A 23,474-nucleotide genomic window follows, 5' to 3' on the forward strand; every position below is an offset into this window, starting at 1 on the left:
GTCTCCACGATGAAAGCAACCTACATCGATTACGGCGAAACAAATAGCTTTTCGGATACTTTGTTGAGCTATTTATCGCACGATTCCAAACTAGAGCCTTACATATCCTGTTGGCCTGATCCCGATTCCTTCGGCAGGCTGCTCGCGGAAAAAGAGCCCTTAGTTAGCCGCGATGTACTGGCAAGAACATTAAAAGACCAGTATTCAGATCCCCGGTATCACAATACACAGTCAAACAAGGTATTTGATAATATCGACAGTCTCAGCAAGCCCACTACCTATACAATTACAACCGGACATCAGCTTAATATCTTCACCGGGCCACTCTATTTTATCTATAAAATTGTAACAGCAATCAACCTGGCCGATCAGCTAAAGGACAAATATCCTGATAAGAATTTTGTACCGGTATATTGGATGGCGACTGAAGATCATGATTTCGCTGAGATCAATCATACCAGGCTTCACGGTAAGAAGTTTAGCTGGGATGAAAAAGTTAGCGGTGCAACCGGGCGGATTGATCCTTCATCAATAGAAGCGACACTGAAAGCATATCAGAGTGCATTAGGTATTTCCGAAAACTCTGAGAAACTTGCTTCCATCTTACGAGAAGCTTATCTATGCCATAATACCCTTGCCGATGCTACCCGGTTTTTGGTGCACAAGCTCTTTTCCAAATATGGACTTGTGGTTATTGATGCCGACAACACAGACCTGAAAAAGCAGTTTATTCCCTACATTAAAGGAGATGTTGTTGAGCAAAAAAGTTTTGCTGCGATAAACAAAACATCAAAAGAGCTGGAAGATGCCGGCTTTCACACCCAGATTCACGCCAGAGAAATAAACTTTTTTTATCTGAAAGATAAACTACGGGAACGAATAATTTTTGAGGATGGAAAATGGCAGGTTTTAAACACCAGCATTTCTTTTAACAAAGACGAAATCATATCAGAAATAGAACAATTCCCGGAAAGGTTTAGTCCGAATGTGGTAATGCGTCCCCTGTATCAGGAGGTGATTCTTCCTAATCTTGCCTATGTCGGCGGCGGAGCTGAAATTATTTACTGGCTGCAGTTAAAACAGAACTTTGAGCAGTTCGGAATAAGCTTTCCTATTCTCGTACCCCGAAACTCTGCACTCATTGCAGGTCCTTCTTTCAGCACCAAATTGGATCGCCTTAAACTAACAATAAAAGACATTTTCAAAGCACCTGCTACAATACAGAAAGAATGGGTGCTGGCTAATTCAGAACATCAGCTTAGCTTGAAAGAGGAATACCTGGAGTTTGATATTGTGTTTGAGAAGTTAAAATCCCGGGCTTCCCGAATCGATACTACTCTCGCTCCCAGTACCGAAGCGATTAAGGCGCGGCTAGAAAAGGCGCTGTCAAATCTGGAACAAAAATTAATCAAAGCGGAGAAAAGAAACCATCAGGACGCTTTATCGCAAATAGAGCATCTCCGTGAAAAGTATTTTCCGGGCAAGAGCCTGCAAGAACGTACAGAAAACTTTGGATTGCTCTACACTCAATATGGCGATCTCTTCATAGAGAGCTTGATCCAGCATTTCAAGCCCTTAGACTTCAAATTCACTATACTTGAACCTTGTTTATGAGTTCCTATATTATTCAGGAAGATAAGTTAAGAAACTTTACAGAAGCTGTTTTCAAAAGAATTGGATGTACAGAAAAAGATGCTGCGCTCGCAGCTGATGTTTTAATTGCATCGGACTTACGAGGCATAGACTCGCATGGTGTTGCCCGCCTGAGCGGCTATATCCGGCTCTGGGAGAAAAAAAGGATTAATCCGACACCCAATATCACTATAGTTCATGAAACGGCAACTACAGCGACCGTAGACGGAGACAGCGGATTAGGTTTAGTTGTTGCCCCATTTGCCATGAAGCTAGCCATCGAAAAAGCTGAAAAGTATGGCTCCGGCTGGGTATCCGTAAGAAACTCAAATCATTTCGGGATAGCAGGCTATCATGCGCTTGAAGCCATTCGCCGGGATATGATAGGCTTCGCAATGACCAATGCAAGTCCGCTGGTTGCGCCAACATTTACTACAGAACGTTTACTTGGCACCAATCCGATGTGCTATGCCTTTCCCGCGGGAAAATACCCCCCGGTAGTCATTGATATGGCAACATCGGCTGCTGCAAATGGGAAACTTGAAATTGCCCAACGAGCTGGCAAACCCCTCCCAGAGGGTTGGGTTCAAAGCAATTCTGGCGACAATACTACAGACCCTCATGCATTGAAAGCAGGCGGCTCCTTACTACCTTTAGGCAGCGACAGGGAACATGGCAGTCATAAAGGCTTTGGCCTCGGAGCTACTGTGGATATTTTATCAGCAGTGCTGTCAGGAGCAAACTATGGCCCCTGGGTGCCTCCATTCGTAAGCTTCCTTGATCCGCTACCTAATCTTCCCGGACTCGGTATCGGACATTTTGTAGGCGCCATGCGGGTAGATGGATTCCGTCCAGTGGAGGAGTTTAAATCTCATATGGATAATTGGATAGAGCGTTTTAAATCGGCAAAACCGATTGATGCGAATCAACCGTTGGTTATTCCCGGCGAGCCGGAGTTAGAAGCCGAAGCTGAACGGAAGATTCATGGGATTCCATTGGTTGACCCAGTAGTGAAGGATTTAAATGAAATGGCCAAAACTTTGGGAATAGACGGAATCTAATCGTTCATAATAAGTCCTAAAAACAAAAGTCCGGAAGCATCGGCTCCCGGACTTAAAATCTTGCTTATCTGGCAGATTAATGTATCCCCATAAATATTCGGTCCCACCTTATCTTACTCAAGAACGATCCGTTGGCATCGAAACTCATCCAGATAAATTTCGCTTTACCAACGATATGATCTTCGGGAACAAAGCCCCAGAATCTTGAATCGAGGGAATTATGTCGATTGTCTCCCATCATCCAGTAATAATCCATCTTAAAGGTATATGAGGTGGCGGGCTGATCGTTTATAAAAATCTGACTTCCGCGCAACTCCAGTTTGTTGTCTTCATACACCTCAATGGCGCGGCGGTACAAAGGAAGATTTAGAGTATCCAGCTTAATAGTAAGTCCCTTGCCCGGAACAACCAATGGGCCGAAGTTATCTTCATTCCATTTGTATCGCGGATCATGAGGAAATATAGCAGGACTCGACACATTAGCTTCACTTATCTCAGGTCGCACTGATTTGACATTAGACCAGGCACCAACAACTTTTGCCTGTTCGTAAGTCATATGCAAGGTATACACCCCAAAAGCCTCCTCCCGGTAAGAAATATTCATATCCAGCAGCGCCTGCGGATTAAGAGACGTTCCGTCTGTGCTTACCTGAAATGAGATCTGGCTGGTAGGCGAATTTTCATTCGGCTTCCCATTCACATAAACCTGGCCCTTCACAATACTTAGAGTATCTCCACCAATAGCCTGACAGCGTTTAATATAATTTTCCCTTTTATCAACCGGCCGTTCCACGATGGTAAAGCCTGGATTGGAACGAACCTGCTCCCTGCCCATTTGCCTTACTAACTGATAATAACTTGCTTCAGCCTGAGTTTCAAGAACCACCGTATCACCTTCAGGGTAGTTAAATACTACCACATCTCCGCGCTTAATGTCAACGAAACCCGGAAGCCTTCTGTACTTTAAGTTGATAGCGTCGATATATGCCTTAGTACCTGTTACAGGCATGGTGTGATGTGCAAAAGGAAAAGCAATCGGTGTCATCGGAATGCGCGGACCGTAATCCACTTTGCTCACGAACAAAAAGTCGCCGATTAAAAGCGATTTCTCCATCGAACCAGTAGGAATAGTATAGGCCTCAAGAATAAAACTCCGGATTAATGTTGCCGCAACCACAGCGAAAAGGATGGCATCTGCCCATTCTCTCGCTGCGGTCTTTTTATATGGATGCTTTTCTTTAAACTCCTGCGTAGCAGATTGACCCAGATATTTTGTCTTCTGATCAAAACCCCATACCGGAAATGCAATAAACGGCACCACAATACTGGCTACATGCTCGCCAAAACCAACCTTGCCATAACTCTTGGCAAAATCGATCAGGATGCTTATCCAAACTATTACGTTAATTACCGGGATAAAATATAAAACCATCCACCAGACAGGTCTTCCGGTTAGTTTTAGCATGATATAAAAGCTGTAAACCGGTATAAGAGCTTCCCATCCTGGCCGGCCGGCTTTTATAAATAACTTCCACAGGCCAAGATGATAACCTATCAGAATTAAGATTAGAACTATATTCAATCCAAGATTTTCCATTAAGAACTTTAAATATTAAAATCAAACATGTCTTTTACCGAGTAAAAGCCTTTTTTCCCCTGCAACCATTCTGCTGCCAGCACTGCTCCAAGAGCAAAACCGGCTCTGCCATGAGCCTTGTGCTTAAATTCAATATCATCCACTTCCGAACTATACACCACCGTGTGAGTACCAGGTACGTCCTCAATCCTATGCGATTCGATAAGTAATTGATCGGGCTTTGTAACTACTTCTTCGCCATTACCCACGAGCTCGTTCACCCATTCCTTTTTTCTATCCAGACCATCGAGAACACCTTCTGCTATGGTAATCGCTGTTCCGCTGGGCGAATCTAACTTTTGAGTATGGTGAATTTCCTCAACCAGCACATCGTACTGAGGATAACGGTTCATAATCTTTGCCAACACTTCATTCACAAAGAAGAACACATTTACGCCCACGCTGAAGTTAGATGCATAGAGAAGTGAATTATTACTCTCCTCGCATTTATTTTTCATTTCAGGTATTCTATCGTACCACCCGGTAGTGCCAACCACCAAAGGCAAACCCGCCTCAAAGCAACTTTCTATATTAGAAATTACCGAATGAGGGGTGCTAAAATCTATTGCAACATCGGCAAGCCTCAGATTTTCGGAGTTTTTTTGGTCAACGTTATTTTCGTCGATCTTTAATACTATTTCGTGGCCGCGGTCGAGAGCGAACTGCTCTATAATACGACCCATTTTACCATAACCAAGAAGGGCTATCTTCATTATAAAAATTTATTATTGAAAATGATGCTGCAAGTATAGCTATCATTTCTTACTTATTGAATGGTGTGGCTATAATTTGAGTTGAAGCTTTATTCCCGGAACGCCCGATACCTGGGCATGAGAAACCATTGGAACCACTGCCGGGGTTACCTTAAGTCCAAGTTCATCACTGATATCAAACCTGAAGAACTTGGCATCTACGTATGCATCTATAATATTGATTGCATATAATCCCAGCCCCGCCAGGACACTTAAGTCCCGGTTCCGGCGGTAAAAATCTTTGTATTGGAGGAGGCCCTGCTGATCTTTAATCACAACAAGTTCAGGGTCGCTGGTTTCACCCTCGTGTTCATAACGAAACTGAAGTTCTTTTAAAAATTTTCGATAGTACCGCTGATTGAATTCAACAGCGAGTCCCAAAGACACAAAACCGCCATAAATTATAGGCACTTTCCACCAACGTTTGTTGGTTACCTGTCCCCAGCCGGGAATCATCGCCGATCGCCTGCTTGCTGTTTTCGGCATCTGCTCTAAAGCGAGCCGGGCAGAGTCCTTAAAAACGACAGTTTTACCCTCGACCTTCAAATTAGCGGAAGTATCTTTCGGGGCGTTGAAAATCGGATTACGTTTGGCATCGGGATTCCGAATGGTAGAATCAACCACCACTACATTCGAGTCTGTTTGCGAAAAGCCCGACAGCGAAAAGCAGCAGCCAAGCACAATCCAAAAAACTCTTAAATAATGCATTACCAATCTAATAATTCGAGGATACGACTTAAATCATCTTCAGAAACAAATGGAATCTCGATAGCACCCTTACCATTCCCCTGCACTTTAAGGGTTACTTTCGTGGCGAATTTAGAAGCCAGATCATCCTGAATCTTTTTAAATTCAAAGGACACCGGCTGGGCTTTTGTTTCAGTCTTTTTTATTCCGATATTTTGAATCTCGCGAACAAGTTCTTCTGCTTTCCGAACAGAAAGGCCTTTGCTAATGATTTCTCTATGTGCGTATAGCTGTTTATCGACTTCCTCCAGACCGAGGATAGCCTTTGCATGCCCCATAGAAATTTGGTTATCGCGAATAGACGCCTGAATCGCCGGCGGCAATTTTAACAAACGCAGATAGTTTGTAACGGTAGAACGGTTCTTACTCACCCGCTCGCCAAGTTCTTCCTGCTTCAAATTGCATTCATCCAGCATCCGCTGAAAGCTGAGTGCAACCTCGATCGAATTGAGGTTCTCGCGCTGAATATTTTCGATAAGAGCCATCTCCAGCATTTGCTGGTCGTTAGCGGTACGAACATACGCTGGTATTTCGCTTAGGCCGGCTAATTTAGATGCTCTTAATCTGCGTTCACCCGAAATTAGCTGATAATGATTGGCACCTGCCCTGCGCACAGTTATCGGCTGTATCAAGCCTTGCAGTTTTATCGAGTCTGAAAGCTCCTGAAGCGCAGTTTCGTCAAACTCGGTACGGGGCTGAAATGGGTTAACCTCCACTTCACTTATTTTGATATGGGAGATTGTCCCCAAAGAGGTGGTCAGCTTTGATTCGCTTGCACTTTCCGCGGCTGGTTTTGATGACTGAACCGCTTCTGTATCATCCAACAACGCACTTAATCCTCTTCCTAATCCTGTCTTTTTTTGATACGTCATGAAATAACGGTTTCTTGTTTTGTTTCGGCTTCGCCAACCATGCCGTTTTTACGGATTATCTCACGTGCCAGGTTCAGATAATTGATTGAACCCTTGCAATTAGCATCATGCATAATCACTGATACACCGAAGCTGGGAGCTTCACTTAAACGTGTATTACGTTGAATAATTGTTTCAAAAACCAGATCCTGAAAATGCGTTTTAACTTCTTCGACCACCTGGTTTGAGAGTCTTAAACGCACATCGTACATGGTTAAAAGAATTCCTTCGATCTCCAGTTCGGGATTTAAACGATTCTGAACGATCTTAATAGTGTTTAACAATTTTCCGAGGCCTTCCAAAGCGAAATACTCGCACTGTACAGGTATAATAACCGAGTTAGCCGCAGTAAGTGCGTTAATGGTTATCAATCCCAGAGAAGGCGAACAATCGATGATGATAAAATCATAATCATCTTTCACCTTATCCAGTACCAGTTTCATTTTGTACTCCCGCTCTGCGAGATTGATCATCTCAATCTCGGCACCTACCAAATCGATATGTGCCGGCAACAGATCCAGGTTTGGTGTTTCTGTTTTTTGTATGGCATCCTGAGGTTCTACATCGTTTATGATGCACTCGTAAATACTTGCTTTGATGGTGCGCGGATCAAAACCTATTCCTGAAGTGGAATTGGCCTGCGGATCAGCATCCACCAGCAAGGTGCGGTATTCTAGCACAGCTAAACTTGCTGCCAGATTAATTGATGAAGTAGTTTTCCCAACTCCCCCCTTTTGATTAGCTAACGCGATAATCTTACTCATTCTTTATCCTGGTTTCAAGGGTAATTTGCGCTTACAGAAAGATTATTAGCAAATTAAAATACTATTTTTGCCGTTCTGAAAGCCATTTAACAATCGCCTAAGATACAAACTTTAAACAATTTAATAAGCGCAGCGCCTGTTGGTTTTACACATATTATCCACAAATGACAACCATTATTGCAAGTACTAACCGCCCCGAAAGTTACACGCTCAAAGTTGCTGAATACTATAAAAGCGGCCTGCAAAGCATGGGCCTGAACGCTGAAATATTATCCCTTGGAAACCTCCCGGAAAAAATTATTCACCCGGCGATGTATGAGAATCAGAAGATCGAAAGCTGGCAGCCCATCCAGGATCTAATCACGTCCACACAAAAATTTATCTTTATTATCCCTGAATACAACGGCAGTTTTCCGGGCATTTTAAAAGTGTTTATCGATGCCTGTGAATTCCCCGCCAGTTTCAGAGGAAAGAAAGCAGCACTGGTCGGAATTTCGACAGGAAAATATGGAAATATCCGGGGAGTGGATCACTTTACAGGAATATGCCATTATATGAACCTGGAGGTGATGTCGCTGAAGCTGCATATCCCTAGCATCCATAAAGAGTTTGATGAGCACGGTAAATTATTTAAAGCGGACACTGTAAAATTTACAGCGCAGCAGATGGAGAGGTTTGTGGGATTTTAGATTGTGGAGACCTTAACCCTACAATTGCAACAGAGCCTTCAACTTCACATACCCCGTTTTACTCACCGGCATACTTTCTCCTGATTTGATAATTACCCTGTAAGAATCTTTTTCATAAGGCTCCAATTTCGTTATCTCGGGAACCTTTACGATAAAGGAGCGATGAACCCTTACGAATTGCTTGTCGTCTAAACTGTTCTCGAAAAATTGCATGGTTTTATTCTTCAGAAAAACACCTTCCGACGTATGGATTTTCACATAATCATCGTAGGCTTCCAGGTAAGTAACATCTGTGGTAGGAATAATTTTTATAGAGCTGCCAGATTTTACTACGATACGTTCGCTGTGAGCCGGAGAAACCGGAGCATTCTGCAATAAATCCTGAACCTGCTGCTTTACTTCGCTCAGATGTTGCTTTTCAATCCACTTTTCTACCGCCTTTTTAAAACGGTCCTTTGAGAACGGTTTCAGCAGATAATCGATCGCATGGGCTTCGAAGGCCTTGATTGCATATTCGTCAAAAGCCGACGTAAAGATCACACCCGGGCGATGCTCAATAAGTTCAAGCATTTCAAACCCGGTAATTTTCGGCATCTGAATGTCAAGAAATATCAAGTCGGGCTGATGCTGCGCAATCGCCTTGACGCCTTCAAAGCCATCGCCGCATTCTGCTACTACCAGTATCTCGGGATATTCTTCGAGGTATTCTTTTACAACTTCGCGGGCCAATGGCTCATCGTCTATCAGGATTGCCTTCGTCATACTTGTGGGATTTTAACGGTAGTTGTAAAAATATCATTTTCTCCGCTTGTATCAAGGAGATCGGTTCGGGCGAATAATAAGTATAGCCTCCGCTTGATACTTCCCAGGCCGAAGCCGGTTCCGCTGTTGGGCCTTACGGTGCTTTTGTCGTATGGGTTCTTTATAACCAGCACAAGGTAGTTTTGAACACACTTTGCGTCGATAGTAATGGTTATCTCGCCGGTTGTATCATAGAGGCCAAATTTAATAGCGTTCTCTACCAGCGGTTGCAGTAGCATCGCCGGTAAAACTAAACGGCTACAGCCCTCCTCCTGCTTGATTTCGGTTTTTAAGCGATGCCCAAATCTTACCTGTTCAATATCCAAATAGAGCTGTAAATGCTGAAGTTCTTCTTCGAGGCTTACAAATTCATTTTCTTCTTTGCGTAATGTCCCTCTCAGAAAATCGGAAAGCTGGTAAATCATTGTCCGTGCTTCATCAGGCCTGCGGCCGATTAAAGCGCTTATTGAGTTTAAGCTGTTAAACAGAAAATGTGGTTGGAGCTGTTGCCGTAAATTGTAAAGTTCTGCATCGCGGGCTAATCTTTCGGCGTCTGTTTTACGCCGTTCGTTTTCTTTTTGCTCCTGCTGAGTATACCAAAGCATACTAATCAGGCCCATGCCTGTGATCAATAAAAAGCCTACACAAAACCGGAGTATTAAGGATTTATAAATAATACCCTCGTATACAGCATCATTGCTATAGATCTTCAGAAGCAGCAATCTGGTAAGGAAAACGGCTAAGGCTGCCAGCAATATGCACCAGGCAACGATATAAAAATACTTTCCTTTTCCCGGCTGATAGTAGCGCAGCGTATTGCTCACAATCAGGGCACAAAGCAAGATAATAACGTTGCTAATAACTGCATCGGCAAAAGCCATCCGCCAGTCAAATCCCAGCCAATAAAACGTGGCTGCGTGCATTGCCATCCACACCAGCCAAGCGGCGGCAAGGAAACTTAATACGCGGGTTGACGACAATAATGACTTTGACACGTTTAGAAACTGCGAATATCTATTCCACCAAAAATTGAAGTTCCTTTTATCACCAGGTGCTTCTCATCCGAATGTGCATTTTCGGCCATAAATGGACGCCTGTCTTCTATTCCGCCGAAAATTGCCACCAGGTCTGATGATACTTTCCAGTGTGGTGGAACAATTATTTTAGTCCCGCCAAACACCTGTGTTATCTCAAGCTCGACGCGGGAAGAGCCAATGTCGGCCTGAGTCATGATGATCTCTGCACCGCCCATGATGGCTACTATTTCTCCGCCCTGAAAGTTCTTTGAAACGATGTTCTTTTTTACACCACCAAAAATCGACACGATATCCAGGTAATCATCTGCAGAGGATAAAGGTGGTGGAGCAATCGGCTCGTTGTCTTCGTTCACGCGCTTATCCCAAGCCAGATCCTGCGGCGGCAATCCATCATCAGACTTACCCCAATTGGTAATCTTCTTCTTGCCAATAATCAGGTACATCCCTATTCCGATGATGGCAATGGGCCAGACGAACTCATCAAAATCTGCATGGGGGAGCACCTCATCGGCCAGGAAAATTACTCCGATAATGATCAAAATATAAGAGGAGGGATTGCGATATTCGTGTCGCTGACCGAAGAAAATGCCCAAGGCTATCAAAAACATGGGCCAGCTTATTATCCAATCGGGAATAAAAAGCCCAAGGCTTTGTAAAAGAAAAATTGATCCTAAAATTAACAAAGCAATCCCCACCCACTTCTTGGCTGCTCCCGCTTTCCTGTTCTTAAATTGTACTTCGCTCATTTGCTAAATAATTAATCAAACTTAGATAAAATCTTTTTATGCCTTTTAAATCTAAAGCTGATAAAGATTCCCCTTCCCTACCCCACTTTTCAAACAATGACATTCTGGAATAAAAGTATAGGAGTTTCAACATGTAAACAATAGCGATTAGGCAGAACGGAGAGAGAAGTCGGTAAGCGACAGTAAAATGTCGGTAAAAATGCCTGCTAGAATTTTGGCACTTAGCGTGATTCTTATCACAACTTACCAAAACTAAATACGTATATTTAATATTATCATTATGTAACCATTTTATTAAGCCCAATCATGGATTTCAGGAACCATAAATTTTGGAGCATATTTCTCAGTCTCATCTTGGTGTTTACACTTGGAAGGGCACAGAATTACAGCTTTGAGTTTTATGGTAACACCTTCAATTTTGAGTTAGATCAGGGCACAAGTGTGGCATTTGGAAGAGAGTTAACCGAATCGTCTATCAAGTCGTTTTATACGGACATCAACAAGAGCAAGCATCAATCGATCTTGAAGGCACTTGCTCTTTATAAAGATAAACACCAGCTTAACGACTGGTTATATTATCAGCTGATCCGTAAAACTGCGCAACAAATCGCGCCCAAAGCCGAAAACTACTACCGGTACACTTTATACAAATGGTTTTTTCTGTCGAAGACCGGTTATGATGCAAGACTTGCCCTGGAGGGGGACAAGCTTCTTTTCTATGTAAAAAGTGAGGATGATATTTCTGATATCCCGTTTTATATTATCGATGGACACCAGTACGTTTGTCTCAATATTCACGATTACCCTGGCATTGATTTAAAGAACAATAAAATTTATCCGGTAGAACTTGCTCTTGAAGAAGCAAAACATGTGTTTTCCTACAAGGTTACCCAGATGCCAGATTTTAAGCCTGAAGATTACACTATCAAAAACATCCAGTTCAGATATCGCCAGAAGGTTTATCATTTTGAGATTAAACTGACGCCGCAGGTGCAAACCATATTTGCTAATTATCCGGTGGTAGACTTCAAATCGTATTTTAATATTCCTCTTAGCAGAGAGACTTATAGCTCGTTAATTCCATCGCTTAAAACGACGCTATCCGGGATGAGTCAGAAAAAAGGGATTGATTACCTGATGCGGTTTACCCGAAATGCTTTTTTATATGAAGATGATGAGCTAAATTTTGGGAAGGAAAAACGCTTAACACCCGAACAAACGCTATTCTCAGAATATAGCGATTGCGACGACAGAGCCGCCCTCTTTTTCTACCTGGTAAAAGAGATTTATAATTTACCGATGATTGCCCTGCTTTACCCCACCCATATCACCATGGCCGTACAGTTTGATAAACCGGTAGGTAAGCCGATTATGTATAAGGGAAAGAAGTATTATGTTTGCGAGCCAACGCCACAGGCAGGCGATCTGAAAATTGGTCAGGTCGCGGCTAAGTATAGAAATGTGGGATATGAAGTGGTTTATGCTTATGAGCCCTAGCTAATTCAATTTACTTAGTCGTAATAGTCAATTTACGCTTTGTAATGGCAAATTACACTACTGTAAAGACCATTTACCTCGAGGTAATACCGGTAAAGTTAACAATACCGGCGAAGAGTAGCGATATAGCCACGACCGAACCAAACTCTCGGGGTTAGTACTCCCAAAATCAAATCTTTCCAGTGCCCCTCCCAGCGTTAAACGGCCAGCCTCAATCTCTCTGACTAACCAGCGTCGAAACGATCGTTCATGTTGACTCTCGCCTTTGGGAAACAACTCTTTTGCTCTTTCAGACTTTACTTCTTTCATTTTTTTCAGTTGTAAAACCTGTCAAGCTATTTCAGGAATAGACAGCATGTCTACAATATCAATTACATCTCAATTTTGCTAATTATTCAATTATACACGAAATTAGGATAGAAGTATTGCTTTATATATAAGGTATCAATGGGTTTGCTACTATGGATGGTAGCTAAAACTATCTCAGCTTCGATCAGCCACTTTGTTTGATCGGAGCTTTTTTCCGGATTTGTATTGATTCCTTTAACATATCCACCGATAGACTTTACTCCTATTAACGTGCAGCATATGCATAATTGAGAATAGCTAACGAGACCATTTGCAATATCTTTGGTATCTAATAAAAATGCATTCTTGTTAAGTGGGGCTTTAATCCATAAGGTGGATATTAATTGACACCCTCCTAAATTCCGCTCATCTTTAAACCAAAACAGACGATGTGCACCCGATTGAACCCGATGAAAAGAATCCACATCGGCTTGGTCTGAAAAAAGATAGGAGCATTGGGAGTTTGCTTGGCAAGCGGAAAGATTATTTGGGCTAACTTCAATGCTATTCTTAGAACAGAATGCCAGACAGACGGTTAATGACACAAGGGGAATAATGATGATCTTTTTCATAAATACTATTTATGACTATACGAGATCATATAGCAAAGTGAAACAGGGCGAATGTTATGATTAGATTAATTAGGCCGAACCACAAGATATGCGTTAAACTAAAAAACCCCACCATAGTTGGCAGGGCTTTAGAAATATTGAAGAGTTTTTTAGTAAGTAGTATTTTTTGGATCCCAGTTGGCCCAGCCGTTTGTCCAGTTAACAGTACCCATAGCGCCTGCAAATGTCTCTACAGTGAAACCAGTAGCTAATTCGCCTTCAAACTTTGCTTTTCCGTTTGCTGGAGAAGAAGCCTTCAGAGTTAGATTTGGAGAACCCAACTCAATGCTATTAAACCCTGCTGCATCCAAATTGGCTACAGTCGCATTTCCTTTTGTTCCTGCAAAGGTGGCTAAAGCCGCTGCATCTGCAAAAGAAGTTACAGTTCCAGACAAACCGTAATTGGCTGCGTTACCAAATACAAGATTGTTAGAGAACCCTGCTCTGCCTGCAAGCGCTTCAGCAGCCGGGAACTCTGTAAATTCTACAGCATTTCCTCTGGCATTAACAATAATGGAGTTAGCTAAAACCATTCTGCTGTTAAGTCCGTAATGAATAGCTGCACCATGATTGGCGTTTGAGCTGGCTCCTGGACCAATAAAGGTAAAGTTGGATATAATTGGCTTGGTATAAACACCACCTGTTACGGCTCCTTTATTCTCAAGCTCAATAGCTTTAGAAACACTTTTATCAGCAAGGTTAGGATCTTTTACAGAAATACCGTACTGGATTTTGCCAGTATATCCCTGATCGAAATCAAAATCATCGTCCACTGTTCTGTAAACCACCAGGTGACTTGCATTCACGGTTCCTCCAAAAAACTCAAAGCCGTCATCACCGCCGTAAGAAACCTGAACATGGTGAATAGTTGTTCCGCTACCTACACCGCAAAGGGTCAGTCCGTTAAGTTCTTTATCAGCTTCAACCGGATATCCCGCAAATTCGATACGCACATAAGTAAAGCTTCCTGAATTGTCTGCAGGAACGTTTCCACCATACTCTGCAACACCTGCGCCCAAGATTCCTCCTTCATACTTGGCGGTTCCGTCGGCTGTATTTACCGTGGATTTACCAGCGATAACTATACCTGCCCAATCACCTTCTTTCTTTACACCAACAGCTTGGTCAGATGTGAAAACAATAGGATTAGATGCCGTCCCATTTGCTTCGATGTCACCATCCTTTTCAATAAAAAGTGCTGCTTTAGTAGCCTTTTCACCTTTAATTACTGTACCTGCTGGGATAACAAGTTTTCCGCCTGCCATTACTCTAACATATCCTCTCAAAAGGTAAACTTTATTCGCATCAAGGGTTTTTGTAGAGGTTATCTGACCCTCTATGATTTCCTGTTCCTTCGCTATAATCTCGCCGTCAACGGGATCATTATCTTTACAAGCACTGAACACAGTTAACGCTGCAAACAGCATAACCGTAAAAAATTTAGTTCTTTTAATATTCATAATCTTTCTTTTTATTAAGATGTCCAAAAATAAGTTCACTGTATTATCAGGCATTTAAACTTATGTTACCTTATGATTAAATCTTAGAACCGGTATCCAAACCCCAGTGAGATGGTTCTGCCGAACTGAACGGAGTTAATTAGCTGATCTGTGTTAGAATCGTAGCGCTTATTCGTATTCAAGTCCTGGTAAAAATTTGCATCACTATCAAGCAGGTTACTGATACTCAGCTTCAATTCTCCTTTATTCCTGATGACTGATTTAGATAGTTGAAGATCTATCAGATCGCGGGGCGCTTCGTAAATGTCTGGATAATCAGCCTGAAAAGTATCGCCGCTGTATTGGCCGAAACCAACGATCGCGATCCTTCGTCCAATTCTGTTGTAAAGCACATTAGCCTGTAAGCCTGTCTTAGGTGCCGAATATTGAAGGCCAGTATTGATAAGGTAAGGCGATTGGCCCTGTAGCGGTCTCTTATCTAATATTGTTACTGCATTAACAAAGTTTACCTGCGATTTTATTGCAGCAGCATTTGCCGTAAAAACAAGGTTCTTAAAAAAATTGGAACCCGAATTAATGAAACCGAGATTATGTCTCAACTCCACTTCTGCCCCGAAAACATCGGCCTCAGGAGCATTTATATACGAGATCGATTTACTTGCGGCGGTCGACCCTGAGATTATATTACTTTCGATTGGCTTTATTAAATGCTTGTAAAATACTGAGAATGAAATCAGCTGCCCGGTAGAAGGGTACAACTCATAACGTAAGTCGATATTATCAATGGAAGTCCGCTGAAGCTCGGTGTTTCCGATTTTCACAGTCCCTGTAACGAAATCGTAGAAACTAAATGGAGCAAGTTCGCGGAACTGGGCGCGTGCAACAGTTCTTCCATAGCTGGCCCGCAAATTAGACTGATCGTTAAGCGCATATGATAAATTAATTGAGGGTAGTATATCGAAATAATTATTGTCGATGTTCACTGCACCGGAGTTATCACGCGTATTAAGTGTTTCAATGTAATTTTCAACGCGAAGGCCCCAGGTTGCTTTAAGCTTATTGAACAATTGATTGGTCATCATTAAATAACCGGCATTTAAATCTCCCGATCCCTTATAAGTGTTGGCAGGATTGGTAATATCCTCAAGGTAAAATTTATCCTGAGCTATATTAACCGGGCTGAAAAGTTCGCCCTGAGGAAGACTTAGCAAAGCTTCAGAAGCCGCGAAGTCATCAGTATTTATAACATAACCCAGCACTCTGGCAGACACGTTACGTTGTTTATATTGCTTCGATAATCCAGCCTTAATAGTTTGGCTTTGTCCTCTAATCTCAACTGGTAGGGTATAATTCGCCGAAGCGCCATAAATATTTTCGTCTAACTCGCTAAAAAAGCGACCAGCAGTAGAGGGCGTAGCAACCGATGGAACCTGTGCCTGGTAAGCCACATCAGCGGCATCGGTAACCTTCTTCACATAGGCAAGTCTCCGTAAATCGGGCTGGTCATTTGTGATTCGACTAAACGAAGTGTTCCAGCTCAATCGCGATTTATTTTTTTGCGATAAAAGATGCTCTCCTTCCAGAACGGAGTTAAGAAGTGATTTATCATTCACCTCTTGCTGTGAAATCTTTTGCCTTGATTGCAGATCGAATACTCCTGAACGCTGGAGATAATTATCCTCAAAGCTTTGGTTGAAAACATTTTTCAACGCAAACTTATGATTCCCTTTTATATAGGATATATTAGCCAGCAAGCCCAGCGTAGAGCTAAAATTATAATAACTGTCGTTGTATTGAAACAAAGGAATACCGCGTCCTGTGGCCCCGGACTCATTAAAGTCGTTCCGCTCTTCTTGCGAAATCGTAGCTGCATTTCGATAGTTCGTCGAAAGAATGAGCCCTAGTTTGCTATCATTTTTAAAACGGAACGAGTTACCATATACAAGCTGTAAACTTTGCGTAGGCATCGTATTTCCCAGATTATTTATGCCCCAAGAATTATCAAACTGCTTAGTCTGCGCAACGCGTTGGTCTATCGACTGGTTGACATATCGTTGCCGAGATGCCGGGAAAGATGCTGGCAGAGCCCTTGAAGACGCACCAAAGCCAGAAAAGTCTAGAATATTTCGTGAATTACCATAGAACGGCTTGAACGTTGAAATGCTGTTATAACCAACGCTGTAACTAATTTGCAAGTTTTTTAGATCAGGAAAGTCTTTAGTTTTTATCTGCACAGCTCCACCGGCAAAATCACCCGGAAGATCAGGTGTCGCTGTTTTACTTATAATAACATTATCAATAAGTGCTGATGGAATAACGTCAAATGAAAAGGTTTTCCTATCTGCCTCGGAGCTTGGCAAAGGCGAATTGTTTATCATCGCATTATTATATCTGTCGCTCAAACCTCTCACAACGATAAATTTGTTATCCTGCACACTGGCACCACTTACTCTTTTCAACACTTCGCCTGTATTTTTATCAGGCGAACGACGGATGACATCTGCCGAGATTCCGCTCGACATACTTATAGCATTTTTTTGCTGAGCATATAATCCACCTATTGATTCCTGCTTCGCAGTCGCCGTAATCACCACCGCCTTCAACTCTTGGCCAGATTCTTCCATCACCACATCCAGGTTAGTCACCTTCCCTGCGGAAACAGCAATATCCGAGATCTTTTTAGTAGGATATCCAATATAAGAGAACTCTACCGTGAAGGTTCCGGCGGTAAGGCCATTTAGAGCGTAGCGCCCTTCCACATCTGTAGTGGTACCTTTATTAGTTTCTGAGATTTTTACAGTGACACCTATTAGTGTTTCACCGGTTTTTTTGTCGGTAATCTTTCCGACTATTTTGCCCGGTGCCTGTGCATAGGTTTCTGAAATTAACACTCCGGTAAAAAGTACGAGAGCTAAAATTCTGATAATGAGATTGTGTTTCACCTTTTACAATTTTGATTCATTGCAAAAGTATTACCGCAATGTTAAGCTGGGGTTAGCAGGGAATTAAGTATCGGTAACCTCTGTGTTATCTTAACATTAACAACCGCTTTGATAAAAACAAGCAGCCAGCATTGGCCGGCTGCCTGTTTCGCGCTATATTTTATCTGGCTGGTACAATTTCACCGAACCATCGCCTTCGCTCGACACCACTAAAATGCTTCTTCCATTCGGACTGTCTTTAGGCTTGATATACAATAGTCCTTCAGGAGCGTCGCCCGTAGCAAACAACTGAAGAAAAACAGGGCTCATCGGATTGCTGACATCATAAACCGCGATCATATCCGCCCGCTCCATACCAATGAAGGCGATCATCTGACCATTGACTTTGTTTACTGTAACAGCCTCAACTTCCACTCCTTTGTTATCAGAACGGCCATCATCGTATTTTCCGGCAGCAATTACCCGCTGCTCCAAATCTTTCCCTATTTCTGCTACCAATTGGCCGTTACTTGCATTTATGATGCTCACGCTTCTGCCACCGGTGGTGTATAATTCATCAAAATCTCCGTCGCCATCTGTATCACCATTGAACCTGGTAACCGTAAGACGACCGGCGTTTGCACTCAACTTTAATGTTGCAGCAGTTGGAAAACGGGTTGGATCTAAAGTCAAAGCCGATACCCTTACCTCCTCATTAAAAGCAGCACCGTAATCACGGGTATCACCTTCATTGGCAAGTGCCAGGTACGAAACATTATTCAGGCTGAACATAGAAATTGCATCGGGAAGATAGAAAGCTTTCACAGGCCAGGTACCCAATTCCATCTTATTATCCTGATCACTTATATCGAACGCGTTTGCCGAAAGACTGATATCCTTCACACCCAGTGGTACGACTCTTAGAATAGTGCCAGCAATCAAATCTACTTCTGCAACGGCATTATTCTCTTGTAGTGTAACCCATGCCTTTTTTGAATCAGCGGCGATGGTTACATATTCCGGTTCTATATCTTTCGCGAATGTGGCATTTAGGCCATACATTCTGAAGCCAGCAGCCTTAAGATTTGCCAAGCTGCTTTCAAATGAAGTAAAATCCAGGGTTCTAACCGAGTAATTGTTTTTAATATCGATTACAGAAATCGAACCTACAGGGTCAACTGTATAATTTGAATTTGGCTCGCCTTCATTTGCGGTCACGATGTAATTCCCGTCAGGGCTAAACGTCACCATGTCGGGCAGAGCACCTACAGTAACACGTCTTGTTTCAGTTAGCGTTGACGTATTAAGTATCGCCACAGCGCCATTATCGGTTTTAATAGAAGCTTCGAGTGCTACTGCTAATAGACCGTTTGACACAGCCACGCTATTTGCAACTCCGCTTGTTGTAGAGAAATCGAGCGTTTGAGACTTGGTGATCGTAGGAAAAGCGCTTAGATCAATCACGTCGACTTTAGAGCCTACGGCGTTGTTCACTACAAAGAGTTTTTTAGTTTTAGGGTCGTAAGTTGAAATTTCAGCCGCTCCGGTGGTTCCGAGAGTAATAGTAGAGACCTCTCTAAAAGTTGCAGGATTTTCAGGAACAATTTGTTCAGGCTCAACAAACGGGTCTCCGTTATTTTTTTTGCAGGCAAAAAATACTGTTGTAACGGAAATGAGAAATAGTAAGGATTTAAAAGATTTCATACATTTTTCTTGCGAAAGTAGAAGGCCGAAAAGTGTTTTTCGGCCTTTTGAAGAAACGTAACAAAAGCGTAATAATAAGCTTATATTAAGGGCGGACTTGTTAACTAAACGTTATTCAAACGCTAGCTCACAACTTTCGCAAGCTATTTTTTCACCATTTCAAGCAATAGTTCCGGCTCATTAGTAGTAATAAAATCGATGCCCCGTTCAAGAAGCCACATCATCGTATCCTTATCGTTTACGGTCCAGGCATTGGTAGTAAGTCCTTCCTGTTTTGCGATGGAGAGCCAGTCCGGATTTTTCTTCAACACGCTAAAGTGGTAGTCGTAGCCCCATAGATTATCTTTTTTAAGCTCCTGGGGTGATTTATCTCCGTTCAAATAGGCCACTCTGGCAAAAGGGTCGAGCCTCTGTAGTTCCTTGCAGATCTCATAGTCGAAACTTATGTAGTCGATCCACGCCTGTGCCTTCAAAGCTTTAACCAAACACACAACCTCACGAGCAGTAGCAATACTATGCTCTTTGCTCACGGCCGATGGTTTGATTTCAAGGATTAGTTTTGTGGTATTTTGGCTTATCCCCTCTTTCAGATAATTCACAAGAGTTGGCAGGCTCTCACCATTCGACAGCTTCAGCTGTGTGAGCTCTTGTGCCTCCGTTTTCCCGATTGAAATGTTCTGAAAGCTTGGATCGTGATTAATCAGTAACACAGAGTCGGCCGACATGTGCACATCGAATTCTGAGCCGGCGCAACCCAAATTAACGGCGTGCTTTAACGCCGCAATCGAATTTTCGGGAACACCGGTATTTTTCCAGGCACCCCTGTGAGCAATTACTTTATTTTGAATAAATTCATCGCTTATAATCTTAAACGTATCTAAAACTACAGCACCTTTATTCCTCGCAGAGATAATAATATCATACTGAGCGCCTTTAAGATTATACTCTGGAAGGATGGAAATTACTCCATCTCTAACAGTAAATACTTTAGCATGATCTCCGGAGATCTCTACATTTCTTACCGTTTTTCCACCTAAAGTGATACGCCCCACTTCGGTTCTTCCGCCCGAAAATGTGTAATTGCTTAAGAACACCGGAAGCTTTTCCTGAGCCTGCACCATAAAAAAACTGCTATTCATAAACATGAATAGCAGAATTGTCTTGATTGTTTCCGACATCGTCATCAGGCGTTTAGGTTTAAACTTTCAGTATATACGTTTCCAAAAGGATCGGTGGCGTTTACCTTTATCACTTTTACCGAAGCATCGGGTTTTACAAAGAAAAGATGGTCTGTCAGATTCGGTTCTACCCACCCTCTCGGATTCGGCTTCTCTGCTCCCATAAACATTTCATGCGCCCAGGGGTCGTAAGCGGTTCGCTGCTCAGGCTTCCCCATTGGCCGACCATCGGCAAACCATTCCAGATGCCAGTTTTTATCGTAATTCCATACGTTGATGCATGCCTCCTGCGGGTAATCTTTATGTTTACCTACCGGATAAATTCTCAGTTGATGAGTTTTAGGATGTCCCGTAGCTTTATAATACCAACTGATTTTGTCGCCTTCCACTTCATACACTCCATAGCCAGAAGGGGTACCGTCTCCGCAGATTGGCCCGGTCCACCATGCGCCGCAAACGGTTCCATGATTATGTTCGGTCATGTTATCTTCAATCCAAACTTCGTTGAAGTGCGTGTGTGCCGACATAAAATGAACCTGATACGGCTTTAATACGTCATACAAGCGTTGGCGATTGACTACCACGCCTCCAAGCTCCGGGGTTGTATCTTTATTTCTGGCATGTTGGCCGGTGTTAGTTGGGATATGCAGACTCACTACTACGGTTGCGCCTGCCGGCACTTGCTTTAAGTCTTGCTCAAGCCATTGCAATTGATTTTCACCAATATATCCCATATATCTTTTGGCTACTCCCATAAAAAACACATCGTCGAGTACCACATAGTGGATCTTACCGCGGTTAAAAGAATAATATGTGGGACCGAAATGCTCCCTGAAGGTTCTGGTTGAGCCCTCATCCGTGCGGGCTTCGAGATCCATATCGTGATTCCCTATCACATTAAAAAAGGGAACACCACTCAGGGCAATAGCCTTTTTATAATCGGGGAACAGGTTAAATTTATCCCAAACCAGGTCGCCGCAACCAATGCCGTGTACAGGAACCTTATCCCGGTAGGAATCTACTACTTCCTTCAGATCGGGTGCAGATTGAGATACCAGTAATTCCGCATCCCTCTTCGTTTGAATCTGCGGGTCGCCCCATACAATAAACGTGTGCTTATCATCGCTTAGGGACAGCTTCTTCAGTTCGAAATCAGAAACAAAGCTGCTTTTTGAATGATCAATCGTTCTAAAAAAACGGGTTATGCTATTCTCATGCGGAAATTCATATCCCGATGGTAAAGACACATAAACAAATTGGGTGGTTTTATTACTCAGCAACTCATAGTTACCGTTAGCGCTGCTAAGTACCACATTAATTCCGTCGGTTACAGCAACCCCGGCAACGCCCTTTCCTGCAGAGCTAATCCGTCCTTTCAGTAAGGTAGTTGAAAGATCCGTTACCGTTGCTCGGTTTTCTGCTGCTTCTGCGATAGCTACGGGTGCAGCAACTGCTACACCCATAATGGTCATATTTTTTAAAAAGTCTCTTCTTATCATGGCTATTGTTATTTCTCCCACCAAACTTTAGTATTGATATCATCTCCGCCCATAGACTGAACCGCGAGTTTATAATTGGCGTTATTGTTTGTCGCTACTGTTGTGGGATACTTGAAGCGAACCGGCATAATTCCATTATTTCTTAAGCCAGGGCCTTTAGGCAAACTGGGCAGGCCTGTGCGACGATATTCAAACCATTGCTGATAATCAGTAAAGATCAGCGCATAATACTTTTGAAGGATGATCCGCTCTAATGAGCCGTCGTAGGCTGTATTGGCAGCATAGCTTGCATTGGTGAAATAATCTGCAGGCATGGTCAATCCCCATTGCTCAATAGCGGCCTTTACGCCATTTTGATAATGAGTCTGAGCGCTTGATGTAATTATTCCTTTTTGGGCAAGCTCCGCTTTAATGAATTCAACTTCAGCATAAGTCATCACCGGAGCTACCATCGGCGCCTCTACCAGCGCCCTGATCATATTGGAAGGTGTATAATCGAATTGAGAATCCGCACCCGAATATGCGCTTGGAATTCCCTTATAACCAATTGCCACATTTTTCTTGGTAACCGGATCTAAACGTGTTGCTTGCGATAGGACTTTAGCTCTGCGCGGATCATTGAAGCCATTGAGGTTATCGACAAAGTATGATGCTGCGGCACGTCCGTTAGTAAAATCGATTGAACGCCCCCATGGAGATATATTTGGTTCAACTCCTGTTATTTTCAAGATAGCGCTTTCATCCACTTTAGTAAAGACCGGGTATTTTGCCGGGTCGTTAATTATAGCAGCCATCTTCGCCCCGGCATTCATCTCTGCGCGATTCGAAACCCGAAGAAGCAGACGTAAATGAAGTGAATTACAGAATTTCTGCCAGTTGCTTACATTATTGTTGTATAAAAGCTCGGTGCCGTAAATCATTGCTTTTGTGGGCACAAACAAGCTATTGGCTGTCTCTAGATCACCTAACAGTTTGATATAAATATCCTTTTGAGTATCAAAGGCAGGGCGAAGAATTCCTTCATCGGCACTTCCCGCCTGGCTCATTGGAACATCGCCAAAACTATCTGTCAATAAGGAATAAGCCCATGCATTAAGCGTTAGCGCGATGGCCTGATAATTCGGGTCATTTACGGCGTCAGCAGCAGCTTTCATTTCCTTGATGTTCTTTACCCATCTGTAGTAGGTATTCCAGGTAGAGTTACCAGCGCTTTCGCTCATGTCGTAGCGATGCAAGCCGCCAGAAACACTTGGAAAAGGTAACGAAACCTGCATAAATTGGAAGGTAAAATCAGCACTTCTTTCTGTATTAAAGCTGGCCATACTGTAGATGACCGGATTTAGTAAGGTCCCGGGGCTAACCCGATCCAGACGATTAGGATCGGTATTGAGTTCATCGAATTTCTCTGTGCAGGAGGTTGAGATGATGGTGAATACACCTATCATGCAGGCAATCTTTTTTAATATAGCCATTTTCGTTT

General features: G+C 42.8%; 19 protein-coding genes. 4 read left to right on the plus strand and 15 right to left on the minus strand.

Annotated features, from left to right (window positions below; all coding sequences use genetic code 11):
* Positions 1-9 precede the first annotated feature (9 nt).
* A complete protein-coding gene (bshC, locus tag J3P43_RS10930; protein ID WP_255902177.1) occupies positions 10-1,614 on the plus strand; it encodes a bacillithiol biosynthesis cysteine-adding enzyme BshC in 1,605 nt (534 codons plus the stop codon).
* Positions 1,611-2,693: an Ldh family oxidoreductase gene (locus J3P43_RS10935; RefSeq protein ID WP_255902179.1), complete on the plus strand. Its 1,083-nt coding sequence runs from the start codon at positions 1,611-1,613 to the stop codon at positions 2,691-2,693. The genes bshC and J3P43_RS10935 overlap by 4 nt, the downstream gene beginning before the upstream one ends.
* Before the next feature lie 76 nt (positions 2,694-2,769).
* Here J3P43_RS10935 and lepB read toward each other — a convergent pair whose 3' ends face one another.
* From lepB to J3P43_RS10960, 5 genes are all read right to left on the minus strand, one after another.
* The gene (gene lepB, locus J3P43_RS10940; RefSeq protein WP_255902181.1) at positions 2,770-4,290 is read right to left on the minus strand and encodes a signal peptidase I; all 1,521 of its coding nucleotides are present in this window, start codon (positions 4,288-4,290) and stop codon (positions 2,770-2,772) included.
* Positions 4,291-4,298: 8 nt separating this feature from the next.
* Entirely contained in the window at positions 4,299-5,042 is a 744-nt protein-coding gene (dapB, locus tag J3P43_RS10945) for a 4-hydroxy-tetrahydrodipicolinate reductase (protein WP_255902183.1), read from the minus strand.
* 69 nt (positions 5,043-5,111) lie between these two features.
* Positions 5,112-5,789, minus strand: coding sequence for a DUF5683 domain-containing protein (locus J3P43_RS10950; RefSeq protein WP_255902185.1), 678 nt, complete (start codon positions 5,787-5,789; stop codon positions 5,112-5,114).
* A complete protein-coding gene (locus J3P43_RS10955) occupies positions 5,789-6,700 on the minus strand; it encodes a ParB/RepB/Spo0J family partition protein (protein ID WP_255902188.1) in 912 nt (303 codons plus the stop codon). The genes J3P43_RS10950 and J3P43_RS10955 overlap by 1 nt, the downstream gene beginning before the upstream one ends.
* A complete protein-coding gene (locus J3P43_RS10960) occupies positions 6,697-7,503 on the minus strand; it encodes a ParA family protein (protein ID WP_255902190.1) in 807 nt (268 codons plus the stop codon). The genes J3P43_RS10955 and J3P43_RS10960 overlap by 4 nt, the downstream gene beginning before the upstream one ends.
* Positions 7,504-7,667: 164 nt before the next feature.
* Between J3P43_RS10960 and J3P43_RS10965 the strand changes: the two genes are divergently transcribed.
* A complete protein-coding gene (locus tag J3P43_RS10965; protein WP_255902192.1) occupies positions 7,668-8,192 on the plus strand; it encodes an NADPH-dependent FMN reductase in 525 nt (174 codons plus the stop codon).
* A gap of 18 nt (positions 8,193-8,210) precedes the next feature.
* On the opposite strand, the gene J3P43_RS10970 is transcribed toward J3P43_RS10965, so the two are convergent.
* The 3 genes from J3P43_RS10970 to J3P43_RS10980 are packed head-to-tail and all read right to left on the minus strand — an operon-like array spanning position 8,211 to position 10,776.
* Positions 8,211-8,954 carry a LytR/AlgR family response regulator transcription factor gene (locus J3P43_RS10970; RefSeq protein WP_255902196.1) on the minus strand — a complete coding sequence of 248 codons (744 nt, stop codon included), beginning with the start codon at positions 8,952-8,954 and terminating at the stop codon, positions 8,211-8,213.
* Positions 8,951-9,988, minus strand: a complete 1,038-nt coding sequence (locus tag J3P43_RS10975; RefSeq protein WP_255902199.1) for a sensor histidine kinase — start codon at positions 9,986-9,988, stop codon at positions 8,951-8,953. Before J3P43_RS10975 ends, J3P43_RS10970 begins: the two co-directional genes overlap by 4 nt.
* Positions 9,989-9,990: 2 nt before the next feature.
* Positions 9,991-10,776, minus strand: coding sequence for a LiaF transmembrane domain-containing protein (locus J3P43_RS10980; RefSeq protein WP_255902201.1), 786 nt, complete (start codon positions 10,774-10,776; stop codon positions 9,991-9,993).
* Between the two features lie 306 nt (positions 10,777-11,082).
* Here J3P43_RS10980 and J3P43_RS10985 point away from each other — a divergent pair, with 306 nt between their 5' ends.
* Entirely contained in the window at positions 11,083-12,273 is a 1,191-nt protein-coding gene (locus J3P43_RS10985) for a hypothetical protein (protein ID WP_255902203.1), read from the plus strand.
* Between the two features lie 395 nt (positions 12,274-12,668).
* On the opposite strand, the gene J3P43_RS10990 is transcribed toward J3P43_RS10985, so the two are convergent.
* From J3P43_RS10990 to J3P43_RS11020, 7 genes are all read right to left on the minus strand, one after another.
* The gene (locus J3P43_RS10990) at positions 12,669-13,193 is read right to left on the minus strand and encodes a hypothetical protein (protein WP_255902205.1); all 525 of its coding nucleotides are present in this window, start codon (positions 13,191-13,193) and stop codon (positions 12,669-12,671) included.
* A gap of 149 nt (positions 13,194-13,342) precedes the next feature.
* Complete coding sequence (locus J3P43_RS10995; RefSeq protein WP_255902207.1) at positions 13,343-14,692, minus strand: beta-helix domain-containing protein; 1,350 nt, start codon at positions 14,690-14,692, stop codon at positions 13,343-13,345.
* A gap of 83 nt (positions 14,693-14,775) precedes the next feature.
* Positions 14,776-17,634 carry a TonB-dependent receptor gene (locus J3P43_RS11000; protein ID WP_255902209.1) on the minus strand — a complete coding sequence of 953 codons (2,859 nt, stop codon included), beginning with the start codon at positions 17,632-17,634 and terminating at the stop codon, positions 14,776-14,778.
* Positions 17,635-17,787: 153 nt separating this feature from the next.
* Complete coding sequence (locus J3P43_RS11005) at positions 17,788-19,317, minus strand: choice-of-anchor I family protein (RefSeq protein ID WP_255902211.1); 1,530 nt, start codon at positions 19,315-19,317, stop codon at positions 17,788-17,790.
* 143 nt (positions 19,318-19,460) lie between these two features.
* Positions 19,461-20,456 (minus strand): glycerophosphodiester phosphodiesterase, encoded by a 996-nt coding sequence (locus tag J3P43_RS11010; protein WP_255902213.1) that lies wholly within the window; start codon positions 20,454-20,456, stop codon positions 19,461-19,463.
* A 44-nt stretch (positions 20,457-20,500) separates the two neighbouring features.
* Entirely contained in the window at positions 20,501-21,994 is a 1,494-nt protein-coding gene (locus J3P43_RS11015) for a calcineurin-like phosphoesterase C-terminal domain-containing protein (protein WP_255902215.1), read from the minus strand.
* 8 nt (positions 21,995-22,002) lie between these two features.
* Positions 22,003-23,466 carry a SusD/RagB family nutrient-binding outer membrane lipoprotein gene (locus J3P43_RS11020; protein WP_255902218.1) on the minus strand — a complete coding sequence of 488 codons (1,464 nt, stop codon included), beginning with the start codon at positions 23,464-23,466 and terminating at the stop codon, positions 22,003-22,005.
* Positions 23,467-23,474: the final 8 nt, after the last annotated feature.

The organism is Paradesertivirga mongoliensis, assembly GCF_024436395.1.
In the GTDB taxonomy this organism is placed as follows: Bacteria; Bacteroidota; Bacteroidia; order Sphingobacteriales; family Sphingobacteriaceae; genus Paradesertivirga; species Paradesertivirga mongoliensis.

Bases quoted from the DNA above. Each gene is read 5' to 3' on its own strand.
- dapB (WP_255902183.1), bottom strand. From the start codon at position 5,042: ATGAAGATAGCCCTTCTTGGTTATGGTAAAATGGGTCGTATTATAGAG.
- J3P43_RS10965 (WP_255902192.1), top strand. From the start codon at position 7,668: ATGACAACCATTATTGCAAGTACTAACCGCCCCGAAAGTTACACGCTC.
- J3P43_RS10980 (WP_255902201.1), bottom strand. From the start codon at position 10,776: ATGAGCGAAGTACAATTTAAGAACAGGAAAGCGGGAGCAGCCAAGAAG.
- J3P43_RS10990 (WP_255902205.1), bottom strand. From the start codon at position 13,193: ATGAAAAAGATCATCATTATTCCCCTTGTGTCATTAACCGTCTGTCTG.
- J3P43_RS10985 (WP_255902203.1), top strand. From the start codon at position 11,083: ATGGATTTCAGGAACCATAAATTTTGGAGCATATTTCTCAGTCTCATC.
- J3P43_RS10935 (WP_255902179.1), top strand. From the start codon at position 1,611: ATGAGTTCCTATATTATTCAGGAAGATAAGTTAAGAAACTTTACAGAA.
- J3P43_RS11005 (WP_255902211.1), bottom strand. From the start codon at position 19,317: ATGAAATCTTTTAAATCCTTACTATTTCTCATTTCCGTTACAACAGTA.
- J3P43_RS11015 (WP_255902215.1), bottom strand. From the start codon at position 21,994: ATGATAAGAAGAGACTTTTTAAAAAATATGACCATTATGGGTGTAGCA.
- J3P43_RS11020 (WP_255902218.1), bottom strand. From the start codon at position 23,466: ATGGCTATATTAAAAAAGATTGCCTGCATGATAGGTGTATTCACCATC.
- lepB (WP_255902181.1), bottom strand. From the start codon at position 4,290: ATGGAAAATCTTGGATTGAATATAGTTCTAATCTTAATTCTGATAGGT.
- J3P43_RS11010 (WP_255902213.1), bottom strand. From the start codon at position 20,456: ATGAATAGCAGTTTTTTTATGGTGCAGGCTCAGGAAAAGCTTCCGGTG.
- J3P43_RS10995 (WP_255902207.1), bottom strand. From the start codon at position 14,692: ATGAATATTAAAAGAACTAAATTTTTTACGGTTATGCTGTTTGCAGCG.
- J3P43_RS10950 (WP_255902185.1), bottom strand. From the start codon at position 5,789: ATGCATTATTTAAGAGTTTTTTGGATTGTGCTTGGCTGCTGCTTTTCG.
- J3P43_RS10960 (WP_255902190.1), bottom strand. From the start codon at position 7,503: ATGAGTAAGATTATCGCGTTAGCTAATCAAAAGGGGGGAGTTGGGAAA.
- J3P43_RS10970 (WP_255902196.1), bottom strand. From the start codon at position 8,954: ATGACGAAGGCAATCCTGATAGACGATGAGCCATTGGCCCGCGAAGTT.
- J3P43_RS10955 (WP_255902188.1), bottom strand. From the start codon at position 6,700: ATGACGTATCAAAAAAAGACAGGATTAGGAAGAGGATTAAGTGCGTTG.
- bshC (WP_255902177.1), top strand. From the start codon at position 10: ATGAAAGCAACCTACATCGATTACGGCGAAACAAATAGCTTTTCGGAT.